The sequence below is a fragment of the Aquibacillus rhizosphaerae genome (genome assembly GCF_030282825.1).
GTDB lineage: Bacteria > Bacillota > Bacilli > Bacillales > Amphibacillaceae > Aquibacillus_C > Aquibacillus_C rhizosphaerae.
The window spans coordinates 15,799-33,667 of sequence record NZ_JASTZU010000048.1; the positions used below are offsets into that span (position 1 = coordinate 15,799).

The 17,869-nt window shown below is 33.3% G+C and carries 11 protein-coding genes; 8 read left to right on the forward strand and 3 right to left on the reverse strand.

Annotated features, from left to right (window positions below; translation table 11 throughout):
• Positions 1–182: 182 nt before the first annotated feature.
• From QQS35_RS15125 to QQS35_RS15140, 4 genes are all read left to right on the forward strand, one after another.
• Positions 183–1,100, forward strand: a complete 918-nt coding sequence (locus QQS35_RS15125; RefSeq protein WP_285933164.1) for a glycoside hydrolase family 43 protein — start codon at positions 183–185, stop codon at positions 1,098–1,100.
• Positions 1,101–1,929: 829 nt separating this feature from the next.
• On the forward strand, positions 1,930–2,868 hold the full coding sequence (locus tag QQS35_RS15130) for a pectate lyase family protein (RefSeq protein ID WP_407933973.1): 939 nt from the start codon (positions 1,930–1,932) through the stop codon (positions 2,866–2,868).
• 911 nt (positions 2,869–3,779) lie between these two features.
• Positions 3,780–4,979, forward strand: coding sequence for a beta-ketoacyl-[acyl-carrier-protein] synthase family protein (locus QQS35_RS15135; RefSeq protein WP_285933055.1), 1,200 nt, complete (start codon positions 3,780–3,782; stop codon positions 4,977–4,979).
• A gap of 22 nt (positions 4,980–5,001) precedes the next feature.
• Positions 5,002–6,438 carry an ATP-binding protein gene (locus tag QQS35_RS15140; protein ID WP_285933056.1) on the forward strand — a complete coding sequence of 479 codons (1,437 nt, stop codon included), beginning with the start codon at positions 5,002–5,004 and terminating at the stop codon, positions 6,436–6,438.
• 197 nt (positions 6,439–6,635) lie between these two features.
• On the opposite strand, the gene QQS35_RS15145 is transcribed toward QQS35_RS15140, so the two are convergent.
• Positions 6,636–6,815 carry an aspartyl-phosphate phosphatase Spo0E family protein gene (locus QQS35_RS15145; RefSeq protein WP_285933057.1) on the reverse strand — a complete coding sequence of 60 codons (180 nt, stop codon included), beginning with the start codon at positions 6,813–6,815 and terminating at the stop codon, positions 6,636–6,638.
• A 449-nt stretch (positions 6,816–7,264) separates the two neighbouring features.
• Between QQS35_RS15145 and QQS35_RS15150 the strand changes: the two genes are divergently transcribed.
• The 3 genes from QQS35_RS15150 (at position 7,265) to QQS35_RS15160 (ending at position 14,512) form a co-directional block, all read left to right on the forward strand.
• A complete protein-coding gene (locus QQS35_RS15150) occupies positions 7,265–8,701 on the forward strand; it encodes a sensor histidine kinase (RefSeq protein WP_285933058.1) in 1,437 nt (478 codons plus the stop codon).
• Positions 8,702–9,010: 309 nt separating this feature from the next.
• Positions 9,011–11,755 carry a dynamin family protein gene (locus QQS35_RS15155; protein ID WP_285933059.1) on the forward strand — a complete coding sequence of 915 codons (2,745 nt, stop codon included), beginning with the start codon at positions 9,011–9,013 and terminating at the stop codon, positions 11,753–11,755.
• A 384-nt stretch (positions 11,756–12,139) separates the two neighbouring features.
• Positions 12,140–14,512, forward strand: a complete 2,373-nt coding sequence (locus QQS35_RS15160; RefSeq protein ID WP_285933060.1) for a polyprenyl synthetase family protein — start codon at positions 12,140–12,142, stop codon at positions 14,510–14,512.
• A gap of 77 nt (positions 14,513–14,589) precedes the next feature.
• Here the strand turns inward: QQS35_RS15160 and QQS35_RS15165 are convergent, their stop codons facing one another.
• Positions 14,590–15,660, reverse strand: coding sequence for an AI-2E family transporter (locus QQS35_RS15165; RefSeq protein ID WP_285933061.1), 1,071 nt, complete (start codon positions 15,658–15,660; stop codon positions 14,590–14,592).
• A gap of 125 nt (positions 15,661–15,785) precedes the next feature.
• Positions 15,786–17,072 carry an aminotransferase class I/II-fold pyridoxal phosphate-dependent enzyme gene (locus tag QQS35_RS15170; protein WP_407933969.1) on the reverse strand — a complete coding sequence of 429 codons (1,287 nt, stop codon included), beginning with the start codon at positions 17,070–17,072 and terminating at the stop codon, positions 15,786–15,788.
• A 466-nt stretch (positions 17,073–17,538) separates the two neighbouring features.
• On the opposite strand from QQS35_RS15170, the gene QQS35_RS15175 reads away from it, so the two are divergent.
• The gene (locus tag QQS35_RS15175; protein WP_285933063.1) at positions 17,539–17,868 is read left to right on the forward strand and encodes a PadR family transcriptional regulator; all 330 of its coding nucleotides are present in this window, start codon (positions 17,539–17,541) and stop codon (positions 17,866–17,868) included.
• The last annotated feature ends 1 nt before the right edge of the window (position 17,869 follow it).

Sequence of the window (17,869 nt, forward strand, 5' to 3'; positions counted from 1 at the left end):
TCTAGTCAAAACAATATTGTCTCTTTACAAAACAACTTGTACGCACAATGTTTTGACAACGCTTACAATATGTTGTTAACTATAGGAAAGGAGGTTTAGTAAGTTTCCGAAACGAAAATATAAAGGAGGAGAATTTAATGAAAAAAACAATTGTATGGAAGACGTTATTATTATCCACATTGATGCTCCTAATGCTTGTACCGATTGCATCAGCTGATTTTTGGGAGGTAACAGGCGATACTATGTTACATGACCCTTCTATTACTCAAGAAGGAAATACTTGGTGGGCTTTTGGAACAGGAGAGGTTAATCAAAATGGTATTCGCGTGTTACGATCGGATGATGGTTCAAACTGGAATGCAACACCTGTAATTTTTCCGGAACCTCTTTCCTGGTGGAGTAGGTATGTTCCAAACCATGAAAGTAATCAATGGGCACCCGATGTTCAATATTATAATGGAAGGTATTGGGTTTACTACTCTGTTTCCTCATTTGGTTCTAACAACTCACTAATAGGTTTAACTTCAACAGAAAGTATCAACTCTGGTAACTGGAGAGATGATGGCTTAGTTATACGTTCAACCACCTCAGACAACTACAATGCAATCGATGGAGATTTGGTTATTGATGAAAATGGAGAACCGTGGCTTTCCTTTGGTTCTTATTGGAGTGGAATCAAGTTAACAAAATTAGATTCAAACACAATGAAACCAACGGGACAAATACATTCCATTGCCGCAAGACCTAACGTTTCTGATCATGCTATCGAAGCTCCTAATATCACCTATAAAGATGGTTACTATTACTTATTTGTTTCTTTTGATCACTGTTGTCAAGGTGTAGATAGTGATTATAAAATTGCTTACGGAAGATCTGAGAATATTACGGGTCCTTACTATGATAAAAACGGTATTAATATGTTAAATGGTGGAGGCACCATCTTGGATGCTGGAAATAACAGGTGGATTGGACCAGGGCATCAAGATGTCTATAATAACAATATTATTGTACGACATGCCTATGATGCAAATAATGATGGAGCTCCAAGGTTATTAATTAATGACTTATATTGGGATTCGAATGGATGGCCGAGGTATTAAGGTTGTTCTAACCAGAGAATGACTAATCTTTTATGATTTAATCGTACATTAATGAGAAAATAGGAAAAAAATGGTGAAGTACTCTCGTTTATTTGGTTTGTCTGAAGGTTTTATAATATAATCTTCGCAATTAAGGCTTGTCTTAACAAAAAAGTCTGAGGAGGAAGATTCAACTATCATTAATTTGTTGAAATCTTCCTCTCAGTTTTTTTTAAAGAAGGCTTATACTTCTGATAAGATTGATGATTTAGAAGCTAGTGTTTTAATAATATTTTATAATTAGGAGAAAGTAGATTTGGTCGTAAAATAGAACTTAGTAATATTCCTACTATACATATAAAAAAGTTGTTACAGGAGCTATTATTGGTTTATTATCTATCTAAATATCGAAGTCGTATAGTTGTATATTTGATAAAAACTTATTTCCTTGCTGAACTTAATAGTGAAGAGCTAAAGAAAAGGAGGAAACTTTCTCAAATTATTAATCTATAAAATCTGGATTTGTATATAGAAAATAATCAATATCTCAGGTGTAAAACTACAAAGGCTAACTATCCCAACTATTTTTATAGACTTTTTATCCTTTTTAAGCCTTTAATATGGTAAAAAATATAAAAAATAACCAATATATGGGAAAATGATTACTAAAAAGAAAGCGTTTTCGTGTTAAGGTTTAAGTGAGAAACGAGAAGGGAGGGGTGATGTTTTATTCCATCTTCGTCAGTCCTAAATATTATCAAAAATCTTTTGAAAGGGACGTGGGGAAAAAGTGAAAAAGAATTTGTTTAGGTCGCTGTCTCTCAGTCTATTTGTTACACTATTATTTTGTTTGTCGCTTCAAACTGTCTCTGCAAGCACCCCTAATTTCGATATGACAGGTTTTTCCACTCAAAACGGAGGAACGACTGGCGGATCTGGTGGGGATACTGTAACTGTTCAAACTGGTGAAGAGCTAGTTCAGGCATTAAAGGACAAAGATAATAATACTCCTTTAACTATTTATGTTGATGGTACAATTACGCCTGGCAATACATCTGACAGCAAAATCAATATTAAAGATGTATCAGATGTTTCTGTATTAGGTGTTGGTACAAACGGGGAGCTTGACGGAATAGGTATTAAAGTGTGGCGAGCGGATAACATTATAATCCGAAATCTCACCATTCATGAAGTGTACACTGGTGACAAGGATGCCATTAGTATCGAGGGACCATCAAACAACATTTGGGTGGATCATAACGAACTTTATGCAAGCTTAAATGTGGACAAAGACTATTATGATGGATTATTTGATGTGAAACGTGATGCTTACCATATCACATTCTCCTGGAACTATGTCCATGATGGATGGAAGGCGATGTTAATGGGATCATCTGATAGTGATAGCAATGATCGAAACATCACGTTCCATCATAACCATTTTCAAGATTTAAATTCACGTGTTCCTAGCTTCCGTTATGGCGAAGGTCATTTGTATAATAATTATTTTGAAGGGATTATTGATACAGGGATTAATGCTAGAATGGGTGCTGAACTGCTTGTCGAGAATAATGTATTTGAAAATTCAAAGGATCCTTTAGGTGCCTGGTATAGTAGTTCCCCAGGTTACTGGAATGTTGCTAATAACATATATACAAACAGTTCTGGCAGTCAGCCAACGACCTCTACCACAAATTATACAGTTCCGTATAATTATACGCTAACACCTGTTAATGATGTAAAATCAGTAGTTACGCAATATGCTGGGGTAGGAATTGTTCAGCCTTAGTTAATGAGGAGGGTGTCATTTTAGTGATACCCTCCTTTTGCTTATGTTTTAATACCATAGAAGAGTTTCTTGAATAGGATGGGCTATCGAATTCGGAAAACAAAATGAAATTCATTCTCGTCGAGGAAAATAGTTTATCATGCCCTTGTTGGAATGTAAGATTACACCGCTTCCTACTCTACAGAAGTGATAATGATATATGATAAATTAAGCAAGAGGTTTGGGATGTTTTTAAGACATAAAAATAGTGTAAACCATGCGATTCTATTACACATTGATATGTTAGTAAAAAATTCGACGAAGATATCTTTTTCTATTTCATAAGATAGTTAATAGGAAAAAGCTCTATGAGAATGTTTTTTGTGAGAAAAGGTATTTAATCAAGTAAATAATTTATAGATTTCTTGAAAATAAACCTCCCAAATTTATTGTCTTTTTCATGGAACTTAGTTTTCACAAAGTTAGACTCCCCCCATAAAAATGCAACTCAATTTAAAGCTATAGGATTTACAGACTTTTTATGGTATTTTGCTGCGTTGTATCCTATAAAATCACTCTAAATTTGTTCATTATAATAATTGTAATTCCACTACTTATTTATTACCTCAAATTAATAAGAACTCTGGTTATCAAAACTGGAGATTTTCAATAGAAAGAATACTTCATATATCTCTTTTAAATACATCAATATTTACTTCGAAGTAGTTTTTCCTGAAATAATTCCACCATCTAAATCATTACAACTAGGTGTAACTATAACATCAAATACTTACTCTCTTTTATATTAAATTTAGAATAAATGAGTCTTTTTGTTTATTTTTTTGTATAATAATATTATCTATTGTAAATAAAAATGAGAAATTAGTTCTACTAAATTTAGGTATAAATTACTATTTGAGGAGAAACAACAAATGAAAATAGTATGTACAGGTTACGGAGTTATTGCTCCAAACACAACCAATATTGAACAATATGTATCTAATTTAGAAAAGGGAGTTTGTTCGCTTGAGATTGTGGAATGTGCTGGTCCTAATAATGAAACGAATATAGTCGGTTTTGTAAAAGAAGGACTCGAACAGTATGAATTAGATAGAAAAATAAATCGCTTACCCAGAGTGACTAAACTAGGAATAGTGGCTGCAAAAGAGGCTATGAATTCTGCAAATATAGATATAGAAGATAAGAGAATTGGTGTCTTCTTTGGAATTTCCTTAGGCGCATCTGGTGAAGAACTATATCAAAATACAATAAAAGAAGCGAATGATGGTAATTATAAAAAAATACCAATCACCTTTACTCATTATGCTAACATGCACAGTATTACTGCTTCTATTGCTCATTTTATTGATGTGAAAGGTGTTGTAAAAACAATCACAACAGGCTGTACAGCCAGTATGGAAGCGATAGAGGATGCTTTGCTTTATTTGAAAAGCGGTAAAATTGATGTAGCAATCGTAGGTGGAACGGATAGCCCAATAAGCATAGCGACAACATATGCATTTACAAAAACGAAGGTTCTTCCACTTAATCAAGAACTTAATTTAGGGGCAGTTCCTTTTTGTGAAAGAAGTCTTGGATTTGCTATGTCAGAAGCTGCAGGTGTAATTGTTTTGGAAAGAGAAGAAGATGCAATTAAAAGGAAAGCACACATCAAAGGTGAGGTGGTGGACGTAATTTCAAATAATGATGGAAATTATATTTTTTCTTTGGATATTGAAGGTGAGCAAATGTTGAAAGCTTTAAAAGAAATAACAACAAATCGAAATCCTGATTACATTAATAGTCAGGCACTTGGAATTCAAGTTAATGACAAAATAGAGGAAAAATGTTCTAAACAGTTATTTGAACACAGAATCCCTTACACCTCTATTAAAAGTATGTACGGAAATCCTTTTGGTTCCATTGGTATTTTACAAGTCATTTCTTCCCTTTTAAGTATCCAATATGGATTTATACCTCCAACGATTCGAACAAACAAACAAGGGTATGAAAATATGAATATTATAAGGGAAACAACTTATCAAGAAGTGAAAGAAGTTGCAATCACCAATCATGGATATGGTGGGAATAATGCTTGTGCTTATATAAAAAAGTATGATTATATAAAGTAAACAATAATAAAGGGGGAATTCTATGATTATTGGATTATTAATTTGTACGATAGGGTTAATGCCTCTGGTTTTAGCTCTGAGTATGAAAAATATATATAAAGAATCAAAATTATCTACAGGGTTATGTATTTATATGTTTTTGATAGCAATTTGGCAAGCAGATGTAGGAATACTGTACTTCGCAGATTTATTATCAAAAGATGCTGCGCTTGTTCTATTTAAGTTGTTTCGGGTTGGACCAACATTCTCAGTCCCGATCGTATTTTACATCGCATGCATCATAATAAAGAATGAACCACGGCTATTAAAAGAAAATAACTGGGTTTGGAAAGTCTTAATTAAAATCTTTGATAAAAAAATCTTTTGTTTTTTGATAGTTTGGAGTGGGATTGTTTACTTTCTAAATTGGACACCATTAGGCATCGAAAACTTAAGTACTAGTAGGACAACCTTTTTACATATAGACCATTATTTCCCGATATATGGTTCATTGTCATGGATATATTTCTTACATATGTTGGGCTTTGTCCTTTTAATGCTTATCGTATTTTTGACAACAAGAAAAATGATCAATTCTAATATGAGGAATTTTTTGAGAGCATTTTGCATTTATTCTATTTTTTTGATTGTATCGGGTTTTCTTAACTTTTTCCCTGAAATGGGTGTCATATCTAGTAGCATTGGCGTTATCATCTTTTCAACTTTGATTGTACATGAATTTATAAAAATGAATACATATATGAAGTCTAATTATTATCAATTGATGGAGAGACAGAAAAAGTTGGATTATACTGGTAATCTAGCAGGGAGTTTAATCCACGAGGTGAAAAATACCAACCAAATAATAAAAGGGTTCTCAAATCTACTTGATAAAAATGAAATGATGTCTGAGAAAGGTAAAAGTGCTCTCGAAATGATTCAAAAATCTTCGGAACATCTGGAGGGTCTGGCTAATAATTACACGGAATATCTGAAATATTCTTCTGTTTCAATAAAAAAAGAGAACATAGAAATGATAATTAACCAATCTATTGACTTTTTATCACAAATTCTCAATGAACATAGTGTGAAAATTCAATTTATTAATAATTATCAACCATTGGATGCGTATGTCAACAAGACGAATTTCGAACAAGTATTTATTAATTTAATAAAAAATAGTATAGAAGCAATGCCGGAAGATAGAAGAGATAAGAAAATTCAGATTACCACAGAGATTATTGAGGAAAGTATTGTCATTCATTTAAAAGATACAGGGAAAGGGATTCCTAGCGGGAACTGGGAAAGTATTTTTGATCCATTTATATCTTATAATGAAAGAGGAATGGGTCTAGGACTTCCATTTGTTAAGAAGACACTTATCGAACACCTAGGAAATATATATGTGGTAGAAAGTAGTTCAGAGGGAACACATTTTCAAATAGAAATGCCCAAAAATGGAATTCTTAACATAACTTGACGTCAGAATAACTTATAAAAGTGGTTCTTTCTTTAACAGTAAGTGTTTAATTAATGAGAATCTACCATTTCTCCATAGCGTTGTCCCCAATAATAAGATGAAAACAGACTAACATACTTGATTCTTAATTAGAAAACTAGTTAGTAGCTCTATTAATTCAGCTACAAACTATAGAATCAAGGTAAATCAAAGTTTCATCATTTTATTTCTTTTTGTTTAATAAGCATCAATTTGTCTAGTTGTTGACTAAGACGCACTGTTGTAGGGTGTGCTAATCCATATCTGAGTCCAGAATCAATCATTCTAATTCTAAGAAACTCGATTTTACTTATAAGATGTTCATTATAAATTAATTCTTTTCGCAATTTTTGTTCCATGTATTATCCTCTTTCAAAAATAGTCCATAAGTAGAATATAATAGATAGTACCTATTTTTGGATATAGGTAATTGCTACCGTATTTTGTAATATATGTGAAGTTTATGACAAAAAAAGTAAAAAAAGATATTTTAGATTGATTTCATTTGTAACCAATTATATTTTTTGAAAATTGTAGTTATTTGGTAACAATTTTAACTGCATAAGCAGAAAAGTTTATTTAGTGTCTTGTTTCCTTTCTGCTGCCTCGATTAACAACATTTTAGCTTTTCTAGATACAGACTTAAATGTTTGATTTAAATAGTTTAATGAAAAAAATAAAATATAGTTGATATTGCAGACACTTTTCACTTTTCACTTTCTTTTATTAAAAGTAAATTATTCTATTAAATTACTGTTATAATTATTTAGATATATATTACTCTTAAAGGATAAGAGGGGTAAATAGTATGATTATAGGATTGTTAATCTGTACGATCGGGCTTATGCCTTTGGTTTTAGCCCTAAGTTTAAAAAGTATATATAAAGAATCTAAATTGTCAACGGCTTTATGTATCTATATGCTGTTAGTAGCGATTTGGCAGTTAGATGTAGGAATACTGTATTTTGCAGATGTCTTATCAGAAGAGGTTGTTCTTGTTCTATTTAAGTTGTTTCGGATTGGGCCGACTTTCTCTGTTCCTATCGTCTTTTACATAGCGCATATTATAATAAAAAATGAACCTACCCTATTAAAGGAAAATAATTGGGGGTGGAAGATTTTAATTAGAATTTTCGATAAAAAGGTTCTTTATTTTCTAATTGTTTGGAGTAGTATTATTTACTTCATAAACTGGTCATCGTTAGGTATCGAAGGTTTAAATATGAGTAGAACAACCTTTTTACCTATCGACTATTACTTCCCTTTATATGGTTCGATGCATTGGGCATACTTCTTACACATGTGCGGCTTTGTCCTGCTTATGATACTAGTGTTTTTGGCAACAAACAAAATGATTAATTCTAATATGAGGAATTTTCTAAGGGCTTTTTGCATGTATTCTATTATCGTAATCGTATCGGGTTTTCTGAACTTTTTCCCTGAAATGGGTGTTATATCTAGTAGCATTGGTGTTATTATATTTTCGGTTTTGATTGTACATGAGTTTATAAAAATGAATACACATATGAAGTCGAGTTATTATCAATTGATGGAGCGGCAAAAAAAGTTAGATTATACAGGAAATCTAGCAGGGAGTTTGATCCATGAGGTTAAAAATACCAATCAAATAATTAAGGGATTCTCCAGTCTACTTGGTAAAAATGAAAATATATCTGAGAAAGGTAGGAGTGCTCTGGAGATGATTCAAGAGTCGTCTGACCATTTGGAAGGACTGGTTAATAATTATAAAAATTATCTCGAATTCTCTGCGGTTTCATTAAAAAAAGAGAATTTAGAATTGATTATTAATCGTTCTATTGCCTTTTTATCAGAGATGCTGAATGAGCATGATGTGAAAGTCGAATTCACTAATAATTATCAACCACTTGAGGCATATGTCAACAAGGCAAATCTTGAACAAGTATTTATTAATTTAATAAAAAATAGCGTAGAATCAATGCCAGAAGAAAGAGAAGATAAAAAAATCGTGATTTGTACGGAGGTTATTGAAGAAAGTATTGTCATTCATTTACACGATACAGGTAAGGGAATCCCTCAAGGTAACTGGGAAGTTATTTTTGATCCATTTATCTCCTTCAGTGAAGCTGGAATGGGGCTTGGGTTACCATTTGTTAAAAAGACGATTATTGAACATCTGGGAAATATATATGTGGTACAAAGTAGTTCAGAGGGTACTCACTTTCAAATGGAAATACCAAAGAATGGGATTCTTAACAGTAATTAATACACGTGACAATTGACTTATTACATGTTAAAAGTAGGAAGGATTTGCACCTTTTACACGTGCGAATATAATAATTACTTTATCAATCTTTGAACATGGGAAGATACCTGTTAGAAATGAAAAAGAAATGAAAAGGAAATGAAACATTTTGTTTGGTCAATGTTTGTTACTATATAAGGATAGAGGATGAATCTTGACGAAAATGACAATTTATAAGATCATGATTAGCAAAAAAACTAAAGGCTTTTCTATATAATTGTTAAGGGACTGATATTCATACTTCTAAATTAGTATTGTGGGGGTTTCAAGATGACACTAGAGAAGCAACTAATCAGTAAATCCTATTATAAGACCTTTATGGAAGGTAATGAAAATACACAACCAATCAAAGCCTTGGGTGAAATATATTATATAGAGCAACAGAATGAAGCCATTGATTTGTCGCACATTCGCTTTGCACAAGGGGAAATTTACTATTTAAATAAAGATTTCGAAGCGGCTATTTTTAAGTGGAAAAACATTCTGAATGACGAGTTAAAGCCATGGGCACAGATGAATTTAGCGGATGCCCATTACGAATTAAATCAGCTTGCAATTGCTGAGGGCATTTATAAGGAAATTGACACAGATTCTGATGTCTTAAAGACCGAAGTGCTTTTGCAGTTATTTTCTTTATACATACAATTCGAAGATCTTGAGATGGCTGCTGATTCTATTAAAAAAGCAGTTGATTTAAATCCGGACTATCCCGATGTTACCGATATGGCACGAACATTCTTTGAGGACAACCATGATTTTAAAAATGCGGTGGAACTAGCGGTTAATGAAGCCGTTCGCACGGAGTCACTATCGTGGTTTGGTTTTTTAGAAGCGTATGTAAAAGAAGGGCACACAGTAGTCGTTGAACCGAACTATTTTAGTGAGGCTTTGCTGGCATTATATCATATCGACCTTGTTCATTTTGAACGCCTTACTATTACATTTTGGAATAGTTATAAACAAAATGATTTGTATTTTTCCTGGCTAAAAGAGATTAACCATCTCCTTCTAAATATCGAGCAGGAACGTTCTTATACATGGAAGAATCTTTCATTAAAATATAACGAAACATACTTTGAGTTAATTAATGGACAGTATCTAATAACAGAGTTTTCCTATATTATACCTAATCACTTAGTCAATTGGATGAAGTTAGCTACCGATTCAGATGTCTTAATCTCTTCATCGGCAATACTGGCTTGGAATGAGATTTTCCCATCGAGTATAGAAGCTTCTGTCGTTAATCAAGCTGAAGGTTTACTAAATCAGTCACCAAAAAAATCGGATATGTTGGAATTAGTACTTGGTTTATTCAAGTCTATTGGCAAATGGGCGGAGGTAAATGAGATAGCTTTGAGTGAACGTCTTGAATGGATGATTCAAGAAGTAGTAGATTTTGATTCTTACCATCTACTTATATCAGGGACAGCAATGAATGGGAAATCTGCCTTTGTTAATACATTGCTTAACGAGCAACTTTTGGAAGATTCAACTTCAGCAACAATTCTTTTTAAGGATGCGGATGAAGCTGAAATACATGCCGTCACCGACGATAAGGTGACAAATATAACTGATTTCGATCAATTTAAAAATTCAACAAAAGATGCGCACACATATATACGTTGTAAGATGCCCATAACTTTCTTGCATGAAAATAAGCTAGCCTTAATTGATACTCCGGACCTCGCAAATCATGGGAAAATAAGAAATGATGTATTTGAGTATCTCCATTTGGCCGATAGTATGTTGTTTGTTTTGAATGCTAACTCCATTTTGACCGGTAAGGAGCTCGATATTGCTATTAGAATAAAAGAACAACTACCAGATTTACCTATTGATTTTCTGTTAAGTAAGATGGACTTACAAGCGAATAGCCAGGAGGCTCTAGAGCTAGTTGAGCAAACCAAAGTGCGAATTAAAACTTATTTTAAAGAGGCAAAGGTATTTTCTTTTTCAGAGTATTATGAGAGTGATAGTTTATTAAACGAGTTGTCTACATTCATTAAATCGAAGAATCAGTACGATCTTGAAGAGACTCGTATGAATAGTATTCTATACTACATTAAGGAATCGATTGACTTTCTGCTCGGAAAACGAGTTGAGATGGAAAATTCATTTATTGATACGATTAAATGGGATGAAGATATTCTTACGAAACTTAAAGGAACGATTAATCAATTGAGTGATATGGAAGAAACGCAAGTACGAATTATTAAAAATTCATTTGGTAAAATTAAAGACCAAATTGCCGAAGAATTGAGGCAAGAGATTCCGGAGTTGCTCCGTAATTGCTCAGAGCTCGTCACAGAGGAAAGTGAATTTGGTAAAATTCATATCGAGCTGAATGATGAAATGAATAAACGAATGAATGATTATTTACAAAACACGGTTCTACCTAGTTTTAGGGAAAAGATTCAACAATGGATAGAGCAAAGTGAAGCAGAATTTCAAGAAAGTCAGACATATTTAGATGAAATGAGCGTCAGTTTTAATCACTTATACGGTGAAGAAAAAATCGCATTGGAATATGATGATAAGGTGTTGGATGATTGGGGAAGAGATGCTGATCGGCTAACGAGAAGAACCATACAGTTAGAGAAAGTTAATATACTCATGCGTTCTACACCTTCACAGCTGCTATTAAAGAGTGCAGGGAAACTGTTTGGAGCCATACCACAAAATAAGGAAATGCTCCATAATAAATATAAGCAATTGATAGAAAGTAAAGACTATAGTGGAATAGCTGAATCCATTACGAAGCAATTTATGCAGCAGTTTGAAATATTCGAAACATCTTTGGAATGGGATATCAGCATGTTTTATAAGAATCCATATGAAGTATTGAATAGAACGTTAGAAGAAACCCATGTTGAAATTGAAGAAAATAAAAAGTTACTAAGTAATATGCGAGAAAATCCTGAAATCCATCGCGACCCAATTACTTTATTCAAATTAAAACTTCATCAGTATGAGTGGATGGCTGCTGAGGGTGAAAAACTTCACCAATATCGTTAATCTTAGGGACAAGGAGACAGGCTCCTTGTCCCTATTTTAATTGTATTATGAAATTTAAGAAATTGCTGAATGTAGCTATTATATAGAAACAGCCACGTCCAGATTCAGCACCTACGCTTTCATATTCATCATAGAAATAGCAAGGTGGAAAACTCAATTCAACAGTTTTGAACTAAATCAGAGACTCGTGTGATTCGTCTCAAAGACTATTCATACATAAAGCTTATAATGATAAAATAAAAAGAGCTATACAGAGTTCTTTTGAAATCATTAGAAAATTTTCACATATACTTCTAATAATATTGTGTAATCTGTATTTCTAAAGGGACAATCACAGATTAATAGTTTCGTTTTCATAAAAAGATTAAGTAGGGGTAGTGTAGTATGGAAGAATTAATAAAGAAGGCTAATGATAGCTATCTGTTAGCTGAACAGAAAGCGGCTCAATATTTTGATTTGCTTCATGACGAGTTCGTAAAAAAATCTTTTGTTTCTACACTTACAAAAGATATACAATCATGGAAATCCAATCATATTAATCATCGTCATGCATTAATATCTTTTTTTTCTAGCGAAAAGCGAAATTCTAGTACTCTTGGGTACCACGGTTATATTCAATGGCTAAATCGCACAGATAAGCTGGATAAATATCTAGATCGCAGCATCTCATATATATATATGAGAGATTTAGGAAAGGACTTAGATTCATCTTTTACACAGGATAGGGTTCGAAATGTCGTAGAAGACTTGAAGGATCACTTGACTAACGACCGAGGAGAAAATACAGAGATCTTTAGCATGGCTGGCTTGTATCGCTGGGCCCAGAAAGAAGGTGTTGAGTCATCTATTTTATGGGTGATAAACAAGTTAAAAACAGTAGCTTTCAATATTCCAAATGGGATGGATGCTGAGCATGCCCAACGAAAACTTATTAAAACCCTTGGTGGGGTAGTCATGCACGCATTTGAAGAGATGGATGATGAGACCTCTGCAGAAGAACGTACGAAGAAACTTGATGAAGCAATTAAATTAGGTTATTCCTACGGTTTAACCTATCCCTTTATCGATGATCTTCTCGATGCTAATGTCTTATCTGTGGAAGAGAAAGAGAAATATTCTAATTTCATACGTACTACATTAATTACAGGTTCTGTGTCGGATTTAGGTGAGTGGACGGGAAGGAATGCTAACTTGATTCATTTTATTCATGGAGAGCTCGTGGAAGCCTTTGAATATATAAAGGAACACCAGCAACCGGAAACAGTAGAATCATTCCTTGAACAGTCTTATGTGTTCTTTCATTCTCAGGAAGTGGATCGATTAAAGAAATTATCCAACGCTCATTATACAAATGAAGATCTTTATATACCGATTATTTTAAAATCATCTTCTTCACGGTTAATTGTTCGATCCATAATTAATGCTCCTAAGGATAAGGGTTTTGAAGATAGAACGTTCTTTTATGGAATATACAATCAACTGTCTGATGATTTCACAGATATGTTTGACGATATGAAGGAAGAATCTGTGACCCCTTATACATACTATATGAAATTTCATGATAGTCGTCCTGATCTAATCAATCCGTTTGAATTATATTGGACCGTTATTTCTTATTTGGTTCATGATGTTTACCACTCTGATATAAAAACCTGTGAGGTAATATTGGACCGCGTAATCAATGGTTTGAAACGGTTTAAAGAAAAAATGGGAGCTAAGAAGTACAAGGAAGTTATGGAAATGTTCTCATTTGGAAACTCGAAGTTAAACCGTCTTATTCAACGGATGGTTCGTAAAGCTGATGATGTAGATTTTTTGGATAAATTAATGCGAGATCATATAGTTACCATTTTAAGAAATGAACAAAGAGATAAAGAAGAATTTTTAAGTGTTGTTGAGAATGTACGAGAGAAGGTCAATAACATCTTATATATATCAAAAAGTGAGGATGAGTCATTATCGAGCGATCCGATTATGAATGCTGCAAACTATAGTCTAGAAGGTGACGGAAAGCGGTTGAGGCCAATCGTTACTTGGGTCATTGGTGTAAAGGAATATGGATTGAATAGCTCAGTAATTGCACCACTTTTAAGATCTTTAGAATATATGCATACAGCGTCACTAATTTTCGATGATTTGCCAGCACAAGATAATGCTTCGGTTCGTAGAGGTCGTCCTACCCTTCATCAGGTATATAACATTGCCATCGCAGAGTTAACTGGTCTTTATCTTACACAGAAGGCTACTTGGGAACAAACAACTTTAGAACAGTTTGATTCTAAAAATGTGCTTAAATTAATTGAATACTCGTCTCGAGTGGCAGCAGAGATGTGCAAAGGACAGGCGATGGACCTAGAGTCCAAAGGAGTACCATTGTCAATTGAGCAATTAAATTCGATGTGCTTTTATAAAACAGGTCTAGGTTTTGAAGCTTCCCTCATAATGCCTGCAATTCTTGCCGAAGCAAGCGATGAAGAAATGAAAGCTCTGAAAAAATTTGCTTATCATGCTGGTATTGCCTTTCAAATAAAGGATGATTTACTTGATCTAGAAGGAGATCTTCGTACACTCGGAAAAGCAATTGGAAAAGACACAGAAAATAATAATTCAACATTTGTGTCCATTCTTGGTTCTGAGGGTGCAAAAAAAGAAATGTGGGAGCACTACTGTCTTGCTATCGAAGCATTACAAGGTATCCAATTAAAAACGACGTTTCTTAAGCACTTTTTAAATTATATTGTAAACCGTAATCACTAAGCAGAACTGGTAGCATGGACTTTTTAAAATGTGAAAAGAAGAACTAAATACAGGGGATAGGGACATTAAGCCTGTCCCTATGTCCCTTCTCTAAGGCGATAGAACCTGTATAAGTTTTTTGTAATTACCTTTAATACAGAGTAAACTGGAACAGCTATTAAAACACCAATGAGCCCATAAATACTTCCGGCAACTAGTAAAAGTAATATAACAGTCAATGGATGAATGGAAAGTTTGTTTCCAATGACAAGGGGAGACACAAAGTTTCCTTCTAGTTGTTGGACAATGACTAATAGAATTAAGATTTTTACAATCATGAACGGATCCATGATAAGAGCAACGATAATCGCAGGAAGAACACCTAGTACTGGTCCGATAAGAGGAATTACAGCAGTAATGACTACAAAAAGTGCTAATGCTATGGCATAGTCTAATCCAATGATTAAATATCCAATATACATGAGAATACCATTTACTAATGCAACAATCATTTGTCCACCAATATAATTGGATAGTGTTTTATCGATATCTATTAGTATTCTTTTCCCCTCATCCCTATGCTTTTCGGGTAAAAATTTCAAAAGAAAGGGTAATAACCGATGACCGTCCTTTAGAAAATAGAACAAGATAAACGGAACAATAACTAATACTGTTACAAAGTTTGTGATTGTCGATATAATGCTTGTCACATTATTCGTTAAACTTTCACTTAAACTTTCTACGTAGGTGAATAATTTTTGTTTCATTTCCTCATAAGAAAATAGACCGTAATTATTTTGTTCTATAATTTCTTTTGTTTGTTCTTGATTCTTTTCTATAATAGATGGAACATCTTCTGCGAATTGTACTACTTGGTTTTCAATTGTTCCACCAACCGTAAATCCTGCCAGAATAAACCCACCGATTATAATAGAAAATACAAGTAAGATTGCCAATGTTTTAGGGACAAATTTTGTTTTTGCAATCATAAGAACGAGTGGCTTTAATATGTAATATAAAAATCCTGCAAACAGTAAGGGAAAGAAAAGCGTAGTAATGAATTTTATTACTGGATCAACAATGAACTGCACAGCGCCTAATAAGTAGATGATTAATAAGCCTAAAGCAATGGCTGTTCCATATTTGAAAAAATTGTGTTTTAACCACATAGTTATCCTCCCAAAAACATAATAAGTTTTTTGATTTGTTCCCTGTACTAAATTAATCTAAACAAATATAAAGGTAGATAAATAAAAAAAAGACCTGATTTGTAGGAACAAATCAGGTCTTTGCTTTATTGATTTTGCAGCAATTTATTTGTGCTTACTAGTTGGATACATAAACAAAGTACTTCAATAGCGGTTTGGAGCTCGTTTAATGTTGGGAATGTAGGTGCAATCCGGATGTTTCTATCACTAGGATCCTTTCCATATGGGAAGGTAGCCCCGGCTGGAGTTAATTTCACACCTGCCTCAGAAGCAAGCTTTACTACTTCTGTTGCGCAACCATCTAGTGTATTTAGACTTATGAAATAGCCGCCATTAGGCTCATTCCATGAAGCTATATTTTGTTTGCCTAATTGTTTTTCAAGCACCTCTAGTACCATATCGAATTTCGGCTTAATAATTTCAGCGTGTTTCTTCATGTGTTGCTTAATTGTTTCTAGGTCCTTTAAGAAATGGACATGACGTAATTGATTGAGCTTGTCTGGGCCAATTGTTTGTGTAGCGATTTGTTTTTTTATGAAATTAATATTCTCTTCACTACTAGCCAACACAGAAATACCTGAACCTGGGAAGGTAACTTTTGAAGTGGAAGCAAATATAAAGACGCGATTTGGATGGTTAGCATCTTTACAAGCGGTTAAGATATTTTTTAATACATCTGGCTCGTCTGTTAAGTGATGCACAGTATAAGCATCATCCCAAAAAATACGGAAGTCATTCGCTTTTGTCTCCATTTTGGCAAGTCGGTCGACTACCTCATCGCTATAGGTGATTCCTTCAGGGTTACTATACTTCGGTACACACCAAATACCCTTGATTGCTTCATCATTCTTAACAAGCTCTTCAACAGTATCCATATCTGGGCCATCTTCTAACATATCAACAGTTACCATTTCAATGCCTAGTAACTCGCAAATAGCAAAATGCCTGTCGTATCCTGGACTTGGGCAAAGAAACTTAACTTTAGGTAATTTCCCCCAAGGAGTAGTACTATCTACTGTACCGAGAAGTAAAGAACGGGAAACGGCGTCGTGCATAATGGTGAGACTTGAATTTCCACCAACAATTATTTCATGTTGATTAACATCAAGAATTTGTCCAAATAACTTTTTTGTTTCGATTAAACCATCTACCGATCCATAGTTACGTGCGTCTATCGACTCTTCAACATGTATTGGAGAGTCGGAATTTAATATATCAAGTAATCCCATTGATAAGTCTAGTTGTTCAGCACTTGGCTTTCCCCGAGACATATCTAAAGATAGGTTTCTGCCCTTTACTTCTGTATACTTCGCATCTAATTTCTTATAGAGTTCGCTTAATTCTGATTTATTCCATGTGTTTAAGTCTGTCAAAGCCATTTCCTCCTTCTATAACTAACTATCTATAACTATTATATTATATTCTATGACCTAATAGTAATCCCTTCAAATAATTTGTAATGGCTACCATTATTCTGGAACGTTTAATGAATTTTGTTTGATGTTTTCATAATATTATAGAAATAACAAAATGAAAACCATGAAGAGAATATCTGTATGTTTTATGATGTACAGTGTGCTTTGAGGTTGGCTTGTCTTTCACCAACAAGACCAAATGTGTACGAATATGTTCAAAATAAATCAGTGCAAGAGTAATTGTTGTCTATGATAACAAAAAAAGAAAAGAAAAACTATTCGTAGATGTTAAAAAAATGGAATGTGTGGATAATTTACAGGAAATAAATTGAAAACTACTTTATCTGTCGTAGTAATTGTGGTATAGTAATATTACTACGACAGATAAAGTAAAAAACTAATTGAAACCGAAAGGAGAATATATTTGATTAGTAGTGATGTTATCCGAGGTTATAACGATACGATTATTCTCTATATGTTATTAGACAATGAGTCTTACGGATATGAGATTTCGAAAAAAATTAAAGAACTCTCGGATGAAAAATACATTATCAAAGAGACAACATTGTATTCTGCTTTCAATCGCTTAGAGAAAAATGGTTATATTGAATCTTTTTATAAGCAGGAAACGTTTGGAAAAAGGAGGACGTATTACAGAATTACAAAAGCAGGAACTGATTATTACAAGGAAAAGTGTGTGGAATGGGAAGTAACAAAACAAGTAATTAACCGATTCATAAAGGAGGTAAATTAAA

Coding starts and splice junctions, on each gene's coding strand:
- QQS35_RS15125 (WP_285933164.1), top strand. CDS start 183: ATGCTCCTAATGCTTGTACCGATTGCATCAGCTGATTTTTGGGAGGTA.
- QQS35_RS15135 (WP_285933055.1), top strand. CDS start 3,780: ATGAAAATAGTATGTACAGGTTACGGAGTTATTGCTCCAAACACAACC.
- QQS35_RS15140 (WP_285933056.1), top strand. CDS start 5,002: ATGATTATTGGATTATTAATTTGTACGATAGGGTTAATGCCTCTGGTT.
- QQS35_RS15145 (WP_285933057.1), bottom strand. CDS start 6,815: ATGGAACAAAAATTGCGAAAAGAATTAATTTATAATGAACATCTTATA.
- QQS35_RS15150 (WP_285933058.1), top strand. CDS start 7,265: ATGATTATAGGATTGTTAATCTGTACGATCGGGCTTATGCCTTTGGTT.
- QQS35_RS15155 (WP_285933059.1), top strand. CDS start 9,011: ATGACACTAGAGAAGCAACTAATCAGTAAATCCTATTATAAGACCTTT.
- QQS35_RS15160 (WP_285933060.1), top strand. CDS start 12,140: ATGGAAGAATTAATAAAGAAGGCTAATGATAGCTATCTGTTAGCTGAA.
- QQS35_RS15165 (WP_285933061.1), bottom strand. CDS start 15,660: ATGTGGTTAAAACACAATTTTTTCAAATATGGAACAGCCATTGCTTTA.